General features: G+C 72.1%; 11 protein-coding genes. 8 read left to right on the top strand and 3 right to left on the bottom strand.

Annotated features, from left to right (window positions below):
- Positions 1 to 231 precede the first annotated feature (231 nt).
- From ACFY93_RS27155 to ACFY93_RS27135, 5 genes are all read left to right on the top strand, one after another.
- The gene (locus tag ACFY93_RS27155) at positions 232 to 906 is read left to right on the top strand and encodes a DUF3105 domain-containing protein (RefSeq protein ID WP_391363744.1); all 675 of its coding nucleotides are present in this window, start codon (positions 232 to 234) and stop codon (positions 904 to 906) included.
- A gap of 5 nt (positions 907 to 911) precedes the next feature.
- Positions 912 to 1,562: a DUF305 domain-containing protein gene (locus ACFY93_RS27150; RefSeq protein ID WP_391363743.1), complete on the top strand. Its 651-nt coding sequence runs from the start codon at positions 912 to 914 to the stop codon at positions 1,560 to 1,562.
- Between the two features lie 254 nt (positions 1,563 to 1,816).
- Entirely contained in the window at positions 1,817 to 3,760 is a 1,944-nt protein-coding gene (locus ACFY93_RS27145; protein WP_391363741.1) for a protease pro-enzyme activation domain-containing protein, read from the top strand.
- Positions 3,761 to 4,019: 259 nt separating this feature from the next.
- A complete protein-coding gene (locus ACFY93_RS27140; protein WP_391363739.1) occupies positions 4,020 to 5,774 on the top strand; it encodes an NAD+ synthase in 1,755 nt (584 codons plus the stop codon).
- 141 nt (positions 5,775 to 5,915) lie between these two features.
- Complete coding sequence (locus ACFY93_RS27135) at positions 5,916 to 6,374, top strand: Rrf2 family transcriptional regulator (RefSeq protein ID WP_391363737.1); 459 nt, start codon at positions 5,916 to 5,918, stop codon at positions 6,372 to 6,374.
- Between the two features lie 36 nt (positions 6,375 to 6,410).
- Here ACFY93_RS27135 and ACFY93_RS27130 read toward each other — a convergent pair whose 3' ends face one another.
- On the bottom strand, positions 6,411 to 7,604 hold the full coding sequence (locus ACFY93_RS27130; protein WP_391363736.1) for a globin domain-containing protein: 1,194 nt from the start codon (positions 7,602 to 7,604) through the stop codon (positions 6,411 to 6,413).
- A 378-nt stretch (positions 7,605 to 7,982) separates the two neighbouring features.
- Here ACFY93_RS27130 and glnA point away from each other — a divergent pair, with 378 nt between their 5' ends.
- The 3 genes from glnA to ACFY93_RS27115 all read left to right on the top strand — a co-directional run bounded on the left by glnA (position 7,983) and on the right by ACFY93_RS27115 (position 13,312).
- Positions 7,983 to 9,344, top strand: a complete 1,362-nt coding sequence (gene glnA, locus ACFY93_RS27125; RefSeq protein WP_391363734.1) for a type I glutamate--ammonia ligase — start codon at positions 7,983 to 7,985, stop codon at positions 9,342 to 9,344.
- A gap of 240 nt (positions 9,345 to 9,584) precedes the next feature.
- Positions 9,585 to 10,052, top strand: coding sequence for a hypothetical protein (locus ACFY93_RS27120; RefSeq protein ID WP_391363732.1), 468 nt, complete (start codon positions 9,585 to 9,587; stop codon positions 10,050 to 10,052).
- Between the two features lie 263 nt (positions 10,053 to 10,315).
- A complete protein-coding gene (locus ACFY93_RS27115) occupies positions 10,316 to 13,312 on the top strand; it encodes a bifunctional [glutamine synthetase] adenylyltransferase/[glutamine synthetase]-adenylyl-L-tyrosine phosphorylase (protein WP_391363730.1) in 2,997 nt (998 codons plus the stop codon).
- Positions 13,313 to 13,382: 70 nt separating this feature from the next.
- Here ACFY93_RS27115 and ACFY93_RS27110 read toward each other — a convergent pair whose 3' ends face one another.
- Both ACFY93_RS27110 and ACFY93_RS27105 read right to left on the bottom strand, forming a co-directional pair.
- Entirely contained in the window at positions 13,383 to 14,252 is an 870-nt protein-coding gene (locus ACFY93_RS27110) for a phosphatase PAP2 family protein (RefSeq protein ID WP_391363728.1), read from the bottom strand.
- 160 nt (positions 14,253 to 14,412) lie between these two features.
- A complete protein-coding gene (locus ACFY93_RS27105; protein WP_391363726.1) occupies positions 14,413 to 15,447 on the bottom strand; it encodes a substrate-binding domain-containing protein in 1,035 nt (344 codons plus the stop codon).
- Between the last annotated feature and the right edge of the window lie 431 nt (positions 15,448 to 15,878).

Here is a 15,878-nt window from a genome sequence, read left to right as displayed (position 1 = left end):
CGGCGCGCTTTTCGGCCACGCGGGCCCTGTGTGTGATCCGTCCGACGTAGGATCTCGGACACGACGGTCCCGGCCTCGCACGCCGGGGAGCGGACCTGCCGGGAAGCGGGAAGCCGCCGGACGGATCGGACGACGACCCGGGCCGGAGGCTCTGGACTCCGGGCCGGGGCGCACGTCGGGATCAGCGCGACCGACCGTCCACACCGCCCCTCCGCATCCCTAGGACTCGACATGGGTTCCGTCAACAAGCCCGGCCCCACGGCCCGCTCGGCACGCGTGGAGGAGATGCGCCGCGCCGAGCAGGCCCGCGAGCGACGCAACCGGCTCGTGGTCATCGCCTCCTCCGTGGCGGTCGTGGCCGCGCTCGTCGTCGGCGGCACCTTCCTGGTCACCTCGCGGTCCGACAGCGACGCCTCGGCCGCCGACGCGGACGGCAAGAGCGGTGACTCGGGGCACTGGGTCACCGGCGCGGACGGCGTGCGGACCTGGTCCGGGAAACTGAGCCGCAACCACGTCAGCAAGGCCGTGGCCTACCCGATGGAGCCGCCCGTGGGCGGCGACCACAACCCGGTCTGGATGAACTGCAACGGCGACGTCTACACCAAGGCCGTCAGCAACATGAACGCCGTGCACTCGCTCGAACACGGCGCCGTCTGGGTGACGTACAACAGTGACGCCCCGGACGCCGACGTGAAGGCCCTCGCGGCGAAGGTCAGGAAGACGCCGTACACGCTGATGAGCCCCGTCGAGGACCAGAAGGACCCGATCATGCTCAGCGCGTGGGGCAAGCAGCGCACGGTGACCGGCGCGAGCGACCCGGCCGTCGACGCGTTCCTCTCCGCGTACGTACAGGGCAAGCAGACCCCGGAGCCGGGAGCCGCCTGCACCAACGGCCGTCCCGAATGAGCCCGGTGAAGAAGGAGAGGGCGGGCCGCGGGAAGCTCGCGGGCTGGATCGCCGGGGCCGCGGCCACCGTGCTCGTCGCCGCCGGAGCGCTCACCTACGCGGCCGCCGACGGTGACGGCTCCGGCGCGAGCACGCCCGCGACGGACTCCGCGGACGCCGGATTCGCGCGGGACATGGCGGTCCACCACCAGCAGGCCGTCGAGATGTCGTACATCGTGCGCGACCGCACGAAGGACGAGGACGTACGCCGTCTCGCCTACGACATCGCGCAGACGCAGGCCAACCAGCGCGGCATGCTGCTGGGCTGGCTCGACCTGTGGGAGCTGCCCAAGGTGTCGGCCGATCCGCCGATGACCTGGATGGGCATGGGGGACATGCCGCCGGGCGAGGACGGCGCGCTGATGCCGGGCATGGCCACCAACGCCCAGATGAAGAAGCTGAACACCCTCAGCGGCAGGAAGGCGGAGGTGCTCTACCTCCGGCTGATGACCGACCACCACCGGGGCGGCGTCCACATGGCCGAGGGATGTGTGGAGAAGTGCACGGTCGGCGCCGAACGCCGGCTGGCCCGCGGCATGGTGGCGTCGCAGCGGTCCGAGATCGACCTGATGGCGGGGATGCTCAAGGAGCGGGGGGCGTCGGCGGACCCCCGGTGAGCGCGCCCGGCCGGGTGACGGGGGCGGCGCGTGTCGCGACGGCTGCCGGACGGTGCCCGGGAGTCGGGCTTATGCCTCAAATCCCTTTCTTGTACGGTTCCTTGGGCTCTTCTTGGCCCGGCCATTCCCCTGGCATGAACGGTTCATCGCAAGAGTGACCCCCATCGTGTGATCCACTCCCGTCCGCCCATCGGCGGACGGAAGCCGTGGAGCACCGACCACCACACGCGACGAACCGCATCGCAGGGGGCTATATGAGATCCAACCGCGCCACAGTGCGCGCCGGAGTGAGCATGGCAGCGACACTGCCGCTGCTCGCCGGCGCGCTGGCGCTCGGCATACCCGCGGCCCACGCCGCGGGCGACCCGGGCCGGGACACGCTCGCGGGCACCAAGCCCGCGTGGGCCACGTCCACGGCGGACAAGGGGGCCACGAACAACGGCTCCCGGGTGTCCGCGCGGGTCTATCTCGCGGGCCGGGACGCCGCCGGTCTGAGCGCGTACGCCAAGGCCGTCTCCGACCCGGAGTCCGCCTCGTACGGGAAGTACCTCGACGCCGGGCAGGCTCAGGCCCGCTTCGGCGCCACCAGGGCGCAGGTCGCCGCGGTGACCGGCTGGCTGAAGTCGGCGGGCCTCGAAGTCACCGGCACCACCCGGCACTACATCTCGGTCACCGGTGACGTCGCCGACGCCGAGAAGGCCTTCGGGACCCAGCTGCACAACTACGCCAAGGGCGGCAAGACCTACCGGGCGCCCGCCGGCACCGCCTCCGCGCCCGCCGGTCTCGACGGCGCCGTCCTGACCGTCACCGGCCTGGACAACGCCCCGCACAAGGCGAGCCACCACGACGAACTGCCGCCGCCGGACGCCGTGTTCCACAACTCCGGGCCGTTCTCCTCGTACTACGGCTCGAAGACCGCCTCCTCGCTGCCCAAGGCCTACGGACAGAAGATCCCGTACGCCGTCAAGGGCTACACCGGCAAGCAGCTGCGCGCGGCGTACGGCGCGGGCAAGGCGGACGGCAAGGGCGTCACCGTCGCCATCACCGACGCCTACGCCTCGCCGACCATCGCCGAGGACGCCGCCGAGTACGCCAAGCGCAACGGCGACGCCCGCTACCGCACCGGTCAGCTGAGCCAGGTGCTGCCGGGCGTGTACACGAAGACCGAGGAGTGCGGGGCGGCCGGCTGGTACGGCGAGGAGACCCTCGACGTCGAGGCCGTGCACGCGGTCGCGCCGAGGGCGGACATCGTCTACGTCGGTGCCTCCTCCTGCTACGACAACGACCTGCTCGACTCGCTCAACAAGGTCGTCGACGGCCATCTCGCCGACATCGTCTCCAACTCGTGGGGCGACATCGAGGCCAACGAGACCCCGGACATCGCGGCCGCCTACGACCAGGTGTTCAAGCTCGGCGCGATCGAGGGCATCGGCTTCTACTTCTCCTCCGGCGACAACGGCGACGAGGTCGCCAACACCGGCACGAAGCAGGTCGACACCCCGGCCAACTCCGCCTGGGTGACGGCGGTCGGCGGTACCTCGCTGGCGGTCGGCAAGCACAACACGTACCAGTGGGAGACCGGCTGGGGCACCGAGCGCGCCGTCCTCTCGGACGACGGCAGGAGCTGGACGGACTTCCCGGGCGCGTACACCTCCGGCGCGGGCGGCGGCACCAGCCGGACCGTGACCCAGCCGTACTACCAGCGCGGCGTGGTCCCGAACTCGCTCGCCAGGGCGAACGGCACGGCGCCGATGCGCACCGTCCCGGACATCGCGGCCATCGCCGACCCGAACACCGGCTTCCTCGTCGGGCAGACGCAGACCTTCCCGGACGGGACGCAGCGGTACGACGAGTACCGGATCGGCGGCACCTCGCTCGCCGCGCCGGTCATCGCCGGCATCCAGGCGCTCGCCCAGCAGGAGCGCGGCCGCGCGATCGGTTTCGCCAACCCGGCGATCTACGACCGCTACGACCGGCACGGGTCGAAGGCCTACCACGACGTCACCGACCGGCCCACCGGACGTGACCTCGCGGTGGCGCGCGTCGACTTCGCCAACGCCTACGACGCGGCCGACGGCCTGGTGACCTCGGTCCGCAGCCTCGGCAAGGACAGCTCGCTGAAGGCCGTACGCGGCTACGACGACGTCACCGGGGTGGGCTCGCCCGCGGCCGGATACGTCAAGTCGTACCGCCGCTGACGACCACAGCCGCTGTCGCGGTCACGGTGACCCGGCGCCCGTCCTCCGTCCTCCCGACGGAGGACGGGCGCCTCCGTGCGTGGGTGCGTGCGTGCCCGGAGTCCCCCGGAGGCGTGGACGGGGCCCCGGAGGCGTGGACGGGGGTCCCGGGGTCGCGGGCGTGGTCCCGGGGTGCGGGCGGGCCGTGCGGCGTACGGAACCACCGGTTCGTGACGCGCCCGCAGGACATCGTGTCGCACTGACGATTACACTGGGCCGCGTGCCTCAACTACGCCTCGCCCTGAATCAGATCGACTCGACCGTCGGCGATCTCGCCCAGAACGCCGAGGCGATCGTCCGCTGGACCCGGCACTCCGCCGAACAGGGAGCGCACCTCGTCGCGTTCCCCGAGATGGTGCTGACCGGGTACCCCGTCGAGGACCTGGCCCTGCGGTCGTCCTTCGTCGAGGCCTCCCGGCAGGCGCTGCGCGCGCTGGCAGCGCGGCTCGCCGACGAGGGCCACGGCGACCTGCCGGTGATCGTCGGCTACCTCGACCGTTCCGAGACCGACCAGCCGAAGTACGGACAGCCCGCCGGCGCCCCGCGCAACGCGGGCGCCGTGCTGTACCGCGGCGAGGTGGTGCTCCGGTTCGCCAAGCACCACCTGCCGAACTACGGCGTCTTCGACGAGTTCCGCTACTTCGTCCCCGGCGACACCATGCCGGTGCTGCGCGTGCACGGCGTCGACGTCGCCCTCGCCATCTGCGAGGACCTCTGGCAGGACGGGGGCCGCGTCCCGGCCGCCCGGTCCGCCGGGGCCGGACTGCTCGTCTCCATCAACGCCTCCCCGTACGAGCGCGAGAAGGACGACACCCGCCTGGAGCTGGTCCGCAAGCGGGCCCAGGAGGCCGGCTGCACCACCGCCTACCTCGCCATGATCGGCGGACAGGACGAGCTGGTCTTCGACGGCGACTCGATCGTCGTCGACCGTGAGGGCGAAGTCGTCGCGCGTGCGCCGCAGTTCGCGGAGGGATGTGTCGTCCTCGACCTGGACCTGCCCGCCGCCGCGGCGGAGCCCGTCACCGGCCTCGTCGACGACGGGCTGCGCATCGAGCGGGTCGTCCTCTCCGAGGACCCGCTGCCCGCGTACGAGCCCGAGCTCGCCGGGGGGTACGCCCAGCGGCTCGACGACGACGAGGAGATCTACTCCGCGCTGGTGGTCGGACTGCGGGCGTACGCCGCGAAGAACGGGTTCCGGTCCGTGCTCATCGGCCTGTCCGGCGGCATCGACTCCGCCCTCGTCGCGGCGATCGCGTGCGACGCGCTGGGCGCCCAGAACGTGTACGGCGTGTCGATGCCCTCCAAGTACTCCTCCGGGCACTCGAAGGACGACGCGGCCGAGCTGGCCCGGCGCACCGGGCTGAACTTCCGTACGGTCGCGATCGAGCCGATGTTCGACGCGTACATGGGGTCGCTCGGGCTGACCGGGCTGGCCGAGGAGAACCTCCAGTCGCGGCTGCGCGGCACGATGCTGATGGCCGTCTCCAACCAGGAGGGGCACATCGTGCTGGCGCCGGGCAACAAGTCCGAGCTGGCGGTGGGCTACTCGACGCTGTACGGGGACTCGGTGGGGGCGTACGGGCCCATCAAGGACGTGTACAAGACGCTGGTGTTCCGGCTCGCCGAGTGGCGCAACCGGGCGGCGGCCGAGCGGGGGCAGACGCCGCCGATCCCGGAGAGCTCGATCACCAAGCCGCCGAGCGCGGAGCTCCGCCCCGGCCAGGTCGACACGGACTCCCTGCCGGACTATCCGGTGCTCGACGCGATCCTGGAGATGTACGTCGACCGGGACCAGGGCGCCGACGCGATCGTGGCGGCCGGGTTCGAGCGGGAGCTGGTCGTGAAGACGCTGCGGATGGTCGACACGGCGGAGTACAAGCGGCGGCAGTATCCGCCGGGCACGAAGATCTCCGCGAAGGGCTTCGGCAAGGACCGGCGGCTGCCGATCACGAACCGGTGGCGCGAGCGGTCCTGATCCCACCGGGGCGCGCCCCGGCGCGGGGAGCCGCGGACACGGGCGGGGTGCCCCTGGCGCGGGGAGCCGCGGACACGGGCGGGACGGAATCGGGCACCGACAAAAGTTGAATGGTGGATGCGTATTATCTACCCTTCCCCTATGCGGCTGCTGCGATCGACCGACCTCGCCCTGCGTGTCCTGATGCGGCTCTCCGTCACGGGGGACTCGACGCCCACGACGCGCGAGGTCGCCGCCGGTGTCGAGGTGCCGTACACGCACGCCGCGAAGGTCGTCGCCGAGCTGCAGCACATGGGGCTGCTCGACGCCCGGCGGGGCCGGGGCGGCGGTCTCACGCTCACCGAGAAGGGGCGTGCCGTGTCGGTCGGCGCGGTGGTCCGCGCCTTCGAGGGGGACGTGGAGGCGGGCCCGGACGTCGTCGACTGCGACGGCAAGGGCGCCGGCACCCCGCCCTGCCCCCTGCGCACCGGCTGCGGTCTGCGGGGAGCACTGAGGCGGGCCCAGGAGGCCTTCTACGCCTCACTGGACCCGCTGAAACTGTCGGACGTCACCGCCTCGCCGACGGAACCACTGCTCCTGTCGATCTCCCGCCGCCCCTGACGGGCCGGCCGGCCCGTCAGGGGCGGCGGGAGAATCTCAGCCCTGCTGGGCGAGCCAGAGGTCGGGGCCGAACACCTCGTAGTGGATGTCGGCGGCGGCCACGCCCTTGCCGAGCAGCTGGCCGCGGACCGCGCGCATGAAGGGGAGCGGTCCGCACAGGTACGCGCGCGTGCCCGGGGGGACCACCACGCCGGACAGGTCGGCGTGCCCCGTGCGGTCGGCCGGGTGGCCCGGCTCCGGGTTCTCGTACCAGAAATGGACCTCCGCGTCCGGCAGCTTGGACGCGTACGCCTCGTGGTCGGAGCGCATCGCGTGCTCGGCGGGGGAGCGGTCGGCGTGCACGACGGTGACGGGCGCCTTGTGCCCGGCGAGCGCGAGCTGCTCCAGCATGGCGATCATCGGGGTCACGCCGATGCCGGCGGAGGCGAGGAGCACGGGGCCGTCCACGTCCTCGAGCACCAGGTCCCCGTACGGGGCGGAGAGCCGCAGCGTGTCGCCGGTCCGCACGTGCGCGTGCAGGTGGTTGGAGACCTCGCCGTCGGGCGTCGCGTCGCCGAGGACCCGCTTGACGGTGATCCGGCGCACGGGGGAGCCGGGAGCGCTGGAGAGGCTGTACTGGCGTATCTGGCGGGCGCCGTCCGGGAGCGTCACCTGGACGGAGACGTACTGGCCGGGGCGGAAGCCCGGCGCGGGGGTGCCGTCGGCGGGGCGCAGCTCGAAGGAGACGACGTCGGCGGTCTCCTCGGCGCGGTCGACGACCTTCCACTCGCGCCATTCGCCGGCGGCCGCGGTCTCCTCGTAGAGCCGCTTCTCGATGGCGATGAGCGCGTTGGCCATCAGCCAGTAGACCTCGTCCCAGGCGGCGGCGACCTCGGGGGTGACCGCGTCCCCGAGGACGGCGACGATGGCGGCGAAGAGGTGCTCGTGCACGATCGGGTACTGCTCGGGGGTGATGCCGAGGGAGGCGTGCTTGTGCGCGATGCGGCTGAGCATCACGTCGGGCCGGCTGTCCGGGTGCTCGACGAGGTGGGTCGCGAAGGCGGCGATGGAACCGGCCAGGGCCTGCCGCTGGGTGCCGGCGGCCTGGTTGCCGCGGTTGAAGAGGTCGCGGAGCAGCTCCGGGTGGGCTTCGAACAGCCCGGCGTAGAAGCGCTCGGTGATCTCGCCGATGGCCGCGCCGACGACGGGGAGGGTGGCGCGCACGGTCGCGGCGCTCTGTTCGGACAGCATCAGGACTCCTCAAAGCCGGGACGGTGGCCGGGGGTTGGTGGCCCGCCGCCGTTGTCTGGTCGGCACGCTAATAAAACTTGCATCTGAGATGCAAATTAAGAGTCGGCCGGGTGTTCGGTTCTGGCCAATGACGCCGATGCCTCTGAGCAGGCACTATGGGCAGGAGACGGTGAAGGGTGCCGTGAGCAGTGCCACACCCGGCGCCCGGGCTAGGCCCGGCCCGGGACCGGGCGGTGTCCGTCCCGGGGCCGGGCGGCCGGCGACGTGATCAAGGTCGGCAACGCACATGAAATGGTGTTGTGGTGTGATGCTCGGGAGCCCTGACCCTCCCGCGCGGGAGCAGGTGGCCTGACCAGCAAGGATGGGTGGAAGCTGACAATGGACAAGCAGCAGGAGTTCGTGCTCCGGACACTGGAGGAGCGCGACATCCGGTTCGTTCGCCTGTGGTTCACCGACGTGCTCGGCTTCCTCAAGTCGGTGGCCGTCGCCCCGGCCGAACTGGAACAGGCCTTCGACGAGGGCATCGGCTTCGACGGCTCGGCGATCGAGGGCTTCGCCCGGGTCTACGAGTCCGACATGATCGCCAAGCCGGACCCGTCCACCTTCCAGGTGCTGCCGTGGCGCGCCGAGGCCCCCGGCACCGCGCGGATGTTCTGCGACATCCTCATGCCGGACGGCTCCCCGTCCTTCGCGGACCCGCGCTACGTCCTGAAGCGGGCCCTCGCCAAGACCTCCGACCTCGGCTTCACCTTCTACACCCACCCCGAGATCGAGTTCTTCCTGCTGAAGAACCGCCCGCTGGACGGATCACGCCCCACCCCCGCGGACAACTCCGGCTACTTCGACCACACCCCGCAGAACGTCGGCCAGGACTTCCGCCGCCAGGCGATCACCATGCTGGAGTCGATGGGCATCTCGGTGGAGTTCAGCCACCACGAGGGCGCGCCGGGCCAGCAGGAGATCGACCTGCGCTACGCGGACGCGCTCTCCACGGCGGACAACATCATGACGTTCCGCCTGATCATGAAGCAGGTGGCGCTGGAGCAGGGCGTGCAGGCGACGTTCATGCCGAAGCCGTTCTCGGAGTACCCCGGCTCCGGCATGCACACCCACCTCTCCCTCTTCGAGGGCGACCGCAACGCGTTCTACGAGTCCGGCTCCGAGTACCAGCTCTCCAAGGTCGGCCGCTCCTTCATCGCCGGCCTGCTGCGGCACGCCGCCGAGATCTCCGCGGTCACCAACCAGTGGGTCAACAGCTACAAGCGCATCTGGGGCGGCACCGAGCGCACGGCCGGCGCCGGCGGCGAGGCCCCCTCGTACATCTGCTGGGGCCACAACAACCGCTCCGCCCTCGTCCGCGTCCCCATGTACAAGCCCGGCAAGACCGGCTCGGCCCGCGTCGAGGTCCGCTCCCTCGACTCCGGAGCCAACCCCTACCTGGCCTACGCCCTGCTCCTCGCCGCCGGCCTGAAGGGCATCGAGGAGGGCTACGAGCTCCCGCCGGGCGCCGAGGACGACGTCTGGGCCCTCTCCGACGCCGAGCGCCGCGCCCTCGGCATCGAACCCCTCCCGCAGAACCTCGGCGAGGCCCTCACCCTGATGGAACGCAGCGACCTGGCCGCCGAAACCCTCGGCGAACACGTCTTCGACTTCTTCCTCCGCAACAAGAAGAGCGAGTGGGAGGAGTACCGCTCCGAGGTCACCGCCTTCGAGCTGCGGAAGAACCTGCCGGTGCTGTAGCCGAGCAGCCCCACGCCCACGGGCCCCGGTGCCGGGCAGACCCGCGCCGTCCCGCTCTTCCCCGGCCGGGGAGAGCGGGCCGGGTGGGCGCCGCGCTCTCCTGGATCCGGGCGCCGGCCCGGCGGCTACAGGTCGTGGGGGAGGAGGCGGAACGCTCTGTGGCGTCACGCCACTGTCGCGGGGAGGGGAAGGGGTATGGAGTGGGTGTCGGGGACGGTGGGTTCGTTATCGGCCGAAGCGGTGGCAGCCATCGCGGCCGTCGTGGCGCTGGGTGTGTCCGCGTTGTCCATGCTCTACCTGGCCAGGCAGACGAAAGCGGCTGCCGAGCAGGCGAAGATCAGCAACGCGGTGGCCGCCGTCTCGGCCAACGACATGGTGCTCCGCTCCCTGCGTGAGGTGCACACGTTGATGCTGCAGCACCCCGGCTCACGCAGGTGCTTCTACGACAGCATGCCTCTGCCCACGGAGACGGGCCGGCGTGACGCGATCGTCACCATCGCCGAACTGCTCGCTGATGTGCTGACCAGTGGCATACACGTCCACCGAAACATTCCCGGCAGTGCCAGCGCGGAGGCGTGGGAGGACTACTGCCGGAGCGTTCTGGTGAGCAGCCCGGTCCTGCGGGACCTGGTACGCACGCACTCCGCATGGTGGCCGTACCTTTCCGCGCTGCTTCCGGTGAACCAGCCAGGGCCCGCGGCGTGCTGACGGCCGCGGCGACGGGCAGACCTGCGTCACCTCCGCACCTCTTCCGCCCTCTGCTACCGGGCGTCAGTTCGACTGGCACCACTCGGACAGCGACACCCCGATCAACCCGGACAAGTAACCGGCGGCCCGTCCCCGCCACGGCGTGACCGCCCCGGCCGCGGTCGCGCCGTGGCCGGTCGCCGTCCGCGGCACCGCGCGGCCCGCGCACCGCACTCCCGCTAGGCTCTGGGCCAGGACGACCTTGATCCGACAGGAGGCCGGGGATGACGGCGCCGGGGCGCAGGAGCAGTACCTTCACTCGGCTGCTGCGGCACGGTTTCACGGACCCGTCGGCCTCCGAGCGGCTGCTGGAGAGCATCGATCTGGCGCCCATAAGGTCGGATCCGGTGCTGCTGGAGGCGCTGGGCCGGACCGCCGACCCGGATCTGGCGCTGCTCGGGCTCGTCCGGCTCGTCGAGGCGCAGGACGGGCCGGCGGCGCGGCGGGAGCTGCTCGACACCCTGATCGCGGCGAAGCCCCTGCGGGACCGGCTGCTGGGGGTGTTGGGGGCCTCGGAGGCGCTCGCCGACCATCTCGCCCGGCATCCCGGCGACTGGCAGGCGCTGGTCACCTACGAGGCGCGGGACCTGCACCCCGGAGTGGGGGAGTTCGAGCGGGAACTGGCCGAGGCGACCGACACGGACGCGCTGCGCGTCGGCTACCGGCGCTGTCTGCTGTCCATCGCCGCGCGGGACGTGTGCGGCACCATAGACGTCGCCCAGACCGCCGCCGAGCTGGCCGACCTCGCGACCGCCACCCTGCGCGCCGCGCTCGCCATCGCCTCGGCCGCCGCCCCCACCGACGCCGCGCTGTGCCGGCTCGCCGTCGTCGCGATGGGCAAGTGCGGCGGCCACGAGCTGAACTACGTCTCCGACGTGGACGTGATCTTCGTCGCGGAGGCCGCGGACGGCGCCGAGGAGGCCAAGGCGCTCCAGGCCGCCACCCGGCTCGCCTCGCACATGATGCGGACCTGCTCCGAGACGACCGTCGAGGGCACCATCTGGCCCGTCGACGCCAACCTGCGCCCCGAGGGCCGCAACGGACCCCTCGTACGCACCCTCAGCAGCCACCTCGCCTACTACCAGCGGTGGGCCAAGACCTGGGAGTTCCAGGCGCTGCTCAAGGCCCGGCCGGTCGCCGGGGACCTCGCCCTCGGCGAGGAGTACGTCGCCACCCTCGCCCCGCTCGTCTGGCACGCCGCCGAGCGGGAGAACTTCGTCGCCGACGTGCAGAAGATGCGCCGCCGCGTCGTCGCGAACATCCCCGCCGCCGAGATCGAGCGCGAGCTGAAGCTCGGCCCCGGCGGACTGCGCGACGTCGAGTTCGCCGTCCAGCTCCTCCAACTGGTGCACGGGCGCGCCGACACCACGCTGCGCAGCGGCAGCACCCTCGACGCGCTCAGGGCGCTCGCCGCCGGCGGGTACGTGGGCCGTGTGGACGCCGTCCAGCTCGACGAGGCCTACCGGTTCCTGCGGTCCATGGAGCACCGCATACAGCTCCACCGGCTGCGCCGCACCCACCTCGTCCCCGAGGGCGACGCCGACCTGCGGCGCATCGGACGCTCGCTCGGGCTGCGCACCGACCCGATCACCGACCTGAACCGGGAGTGGCGGCGCCACGCCTCCGTCGTACGGCGGCTGCACGAGAAGCTGTTCTACCGGCCGCTGCTGGACGCCGTCGCCCAGCTCGCGCCCGGCGAGACCCGGCTGCGGGCCGACGCCGCCCGGGAACGGCTCGTCGCGCTCGGCTACGCGGACCCCGCCGCCGCCCTGCGGCACCTGGAGGCGCTGGCGTCCGGCGTCACCCGCAAGGCGGCGATCCAGCGGACCCTGCTGCCCGTGCTGCTCGGCTGGTTCGCGGACTCCGCCGACCCGGACGCCGGGCTGCTCGGCTTCCGCAAGGTCTCGGACGCGCTCGGCAAGACCCCCTGGTACCTGCGGCTGCTGAGGGACGAGGGCGCCGCCGCCGAGAACCTCGCGCGGGTGCTGTCGGCGGGACGGCTCGCGCCCGACCTGCTCATGCGCGCCCCGGAAGCCGTCGCGCTGCTCGGCGACGGCGACGGGGGAGGACTCGAACCCCGCGGCCGCGCCCAGCTGGAGCAGGAGATCCTCGCCGCCGTCGGGCGGGCCTCCGGCGCGGAGCAGGCCGTCGCCGCCGCGCGCGGCGTCCGGCGGCGCGAGCTGTTCCGTACCGCCGCCGCCGACATCGTCGCGTCCTACGGCACCGAGGAGACGCCCGCCGAGGCCGACCAGGGCGCCCTCGTGGACCGGGTCGGCGGCGCGATCTCCGACCTCACGGCCGCGACCATCGCCGGGACCCTGCGCGCGGTCGTCCGCGAGGGCTGGGGCGATCTGCTGCCCACCCGGTTCGCGGTCATCGGCATGGGACGCTTCGGCGGCCACGAACCGGCCTACGGTTCCGACGCCGACGTGCTGTTCGTCCACGAACCGCGGGAGGGCGTGGACGAGCAGGAGGCCGGGCGCGCCGCGAACGCCGTCGTCTCCGAGATGCGGCGGCTGCTGCAGCTCCCCAGCGCCGACCCGCCGCTGATCGTCGACGCCGACCTGCGCCCCGAGGGCAAGTCGGGGCCCCTCGCACGGACCCTGAAGTCGTACGAGGCGTACTACCGGCGCTGGTCGCTGGTCTGGGAGTCGCAGGCGCTGCTGCGCGCCGAGGTCGTGGCCGGGGACGCCGGCCTGGGCGAGCGCTTCCTCGCCCTGATCGATCCGCTGCGCTATCCCAGCCGGGGCCTCGACGAGGACGCGGTGCGGGAGATCCGGCGCCTGAAGGCCCGGATGGAGTCCGAGCGGCTGCCGCGCGGAGCCGACCCCACGCTGCACACCAAGCTCGGCCGCGGCGGTCTGTCCGACGTCGAGTGGACGGTGCAGCTGACGCAGTTGCGGCACGGCTGGTCGCAGCCCGCGCTGCGGACCACCCGGACCCGCGAGGCGCTGGCCGCGGCGGCCGCCGCCGGGCTGATCCCGGCCGAGGAGACGGCGGTGCTGGACGAGGCGTGGGTCCTCGCCTCCCGCGTCCGCAACGCCGTGATGCTGGTGCGGGGCAGGGCCGGGGACACCTTCCCCTCGGACCCGCGCGAGCTGGCGGCCGTGGGCCGCTACCTCGGGTACGGGCCGGGCCACGTCGGCGACATGCTCGACGACTACCGGCGCATCACCCGGCGGGCCAGGGGCGTCATGGAGGAGCTGTTCTACGGCGGATAGGGGACGCCGCGTGGACGGGCGCGTGCCGGCCGGCCGCCGGCACACGCCCGGAAAAAGGCCGGAACCGGCCCTATGCCTGGGTGGGCAGCAGCGGCCGGCGCCGGTCCTCGGGCGGAGCGGGCGCCGGGACCGTGCGCGGCAGGGCGTACGGCAGCGCGCCGTACCAGACGCGGGCGACCAGGAATCCGAAGGCGAGGCAGGCCATGCCGCCGACCGCGTCGAGCCAGAAGTGGTTGGCGGTGGCGACGATGACGACCAGGGTGGCCGCGGGGTAGAGCAGGCCGAGCACCCGCACCCACGGTGTGGCGGCCAGCGCCCAGATCGTGAGGCCGCACCACAGCGACCAGCCGATGTGCATGGACGGCATCGCCGCGTACTGGTTCGACATGCTCTTCAGGTCACCGGAGGCCATCGAACCCCAGGTCTGGTGGACCAGCACCGTGTCGATGAACCCGCCCCGCATGAGGCGCGGCGGGGCCAGCGGGAAGAAGTAGTACCCGACCAGGGCGACCGCGGTGGTCGCGAAGAGCGTCAGCCGGGTCGCCGCGTAACGGCCGGGGTGACTGCGGTAGAGCCACATCAGGACACCCAGCGTCACCACGAAGTGCAAGGTCGCGTAGTAGTAGTTCATACCGACGATCAGCCAAGTCACCGAGTTGACGGTGTGATTGACGGACTCCTCCACGGCGATGCCGAGATGGTGCTCGGCCCGCCACAGCCAGTCGGTGTTGCGCAGGGCCTGCGTCCGCTGCTCCGGGACGGCGTTGCGGATCAGCGAGTACGTCCAGTAACTCACCCCGATCAGCAGGATCTCGAACCAGAGACGCGGCCGGCGCGGGGTGCGCCACCGGCGCGTGAGCCCCTGCCCCGGGGACCGCGCGGCCGGGAGTGAGCCGGTCTGTTCCCGGGTTTCCGGTGTCGTCACGGTTGTCTCACCCATAGGCGCAGAGTCTGCCAGAAAAGGGCCCTTTCACCGATCATCCCCCAGTCGGGTTCCGGCCGCACACCCTCCTGCCCACGGCCACCCGTGACACCCGGTTCATCCTCCCCGGGGATGAGTACCCGTACCGGTTCCGTCTACGACCGCCGCGCGCACGCACTCAGGCGCGCGCACGCTCCCCGGGGGCCGAGGCGGTCGAACCCCGCACCACCAGCTCCGGCATGAACACGAACTCGCTGTGCGGCGCCGGGGTCCCGCCGATCTCCTCCAGCAGCGTCCGCACCGCGGCCTGCCCCATCGCCGGGACCGGCTTGCGGACCGTCGTCAGCGGCGGGTCGGTGAACGCGATCAGCGGCGAGTCGTCGAAGCCGACGACCGACATGTCCGTGGGAACCTCCAGGCCCCGCTGGCGCGCCGCCCGTATCGCGCCGAGCGCCATCATGTCGCTCGCGCACACCACCGCCGTGCAGCCGCGTTCCATCAGCGCGGTGGCCGCCGCCTGGCCGCCCTCCAGCGTGTACAGCGAGTGCTGCACCAGTCGCTGTTCGATGTCCTCGGGGGCCAGCCCCAGCTGGTCCTGCACCGAGCGCACGAACCCCTCGATCTTGCGCTGAACGGGCACGAACCGCTTCGGGCCGAGCGCCAGACCGATGCTCGTGTGGCCGAGCGAGACGAGGTGGGTGACCGCGAGCGCCATGGCCGCGCGGTCGTCGGGGGAGATGAACGGCGCCTGCACCTTCGGAGAGAAGCCGTCCACGAGCACGAACGGGACGCCCTGCGCCCGCAGCTGCTCGTAGCGCTGCATGTCCGCGGAGGTGTCCGCGTGCAGGCCCGAGACGAAGATGATGCCGGCGACCCCGCGGTCCACCAGCATCTCCGTCAGCTCGTCCTCGGTGGAGCCGCCCGGGGTCTGGGTCGCGAGGACCGGCGTGTAGCCCTGGCGGGTCAGCGCCTGCCCGATGACCTGCGCCAGAGCGGGGAATATGGGGTTCTCCAGCTCGGGGGTTATCAGGCCCACCAGGCCCTCGCTGCGCTGTCGCAGGCGCACCGGGCGCTCGTAGCCCAGCACGTCGAGAGCGGCCAGGACGGACTGGCGGGTGGTCGCTGCGACGCCCGGCTTCCCGTTCAGGACGCGGCTGACAGTCGCCTCACTGACCCCCGCCTGGGCTGCGATGTCGGCAAGCCGTGTGGTCACAGGGTTGGACTGTACCGGTCGGGCACCCCGTTGCCCACCGACCGGACGCCTCGTGCGGGCGGCTGCACGGCCCGTTCCGGGCTGCTGCGTCATCGCGCTCCCTCGTGTTCTGGTCGGGGTCCCGAGCGTCCGCCGCGGGTACGTGGTCGGCGTCCCCGGGGTGTGCCGCGGGACCCGGTCGGTGTCCCCGGCGGCCACCGCGGGGAGGGGTGCCTCCGCGCGGTACTGACGGGAGATGATTCCCGTAGCGCGGGCGGATGGCAAGAGCTTGCAGAGTCTTGCACAAGCCCGTCCGCGCCCGTGGATCGGCCTCGTACCGGGGGCGACGGGTGTCCCGGGTCACGTCACGGGCGGGTAACTCTCGTGAGTCCTTGCACTTTTTTGCTGCAAGGTCTTTCGCAACTCTTTCCACGCTGTTACGTTCACGTCGC

The organism is Streptomyces sp. NPDC008313 (genome assembly GCF_042956125.1).
GTDB lineage: Bacteria > Actinomycetota > Actinomycetes > Streptomycetales > Streptomycetaceae > Streptomyces.
Note: the sequence above shows the minus strand (reverse complement) of the source record. Positions and strands in the feature narration are given on the sequence as shown.

Excerpts from the sequence above, each read along its gene's own strand:
- ACFY93_RS27155 (WP_391363744.1), top strand. The coding sequence starts at position 232 with ATGGGTTCCGTCAACAAGCCCGGCCCCACGGCCCGCTCGGCACGCGTG.
- ACFY93_RS27145 (WP_391363741.1), top strand. The coding sequence starts at position 1,817 with ATGAGATCCAACCGCGCCACAGTGCGCGCCGGAGTGAGCATGGCAGCG.
- ACFY93_RS27135 (WP_391363737.1), top strand. The coding sequence starts at position 5,916 with ATGCGGCTGCTGCGATCGACCGACCTCGCCCTGCGTGTCCTGATGCGG.
- ACFY93_RS27130 (WP_391363736.1), bottom strand. The coding sequence starts at position 7,604 with ATGCTGTCCGAACAGAGCGCCGCGACCGTGCGCGCCACCCTCCCCGTC.
- glnA (WP_391363734.1), top strand. The coding sequence starts at position 7,983 with ATGGACAAGCAGCAGGAGTTCGTGCTCCGGACACTGGAGGAGCGCGAC.
- ACFY93_RS27115 (WP_391363730.1), top strand. The coding sequence starts at position 10,316 with ATGACGGCGCCGGGGCGCAGGAGCAGTACCTTCACTCGGCTGCTGCGG.
- ACFY93_RS27110 (WP_391363728.1), bottom strand. The coding sequence starts at position 14,252 with ATGGGTGAGACAACCGTGACGACACCGGAAACCCGGGAACAGACCGGC.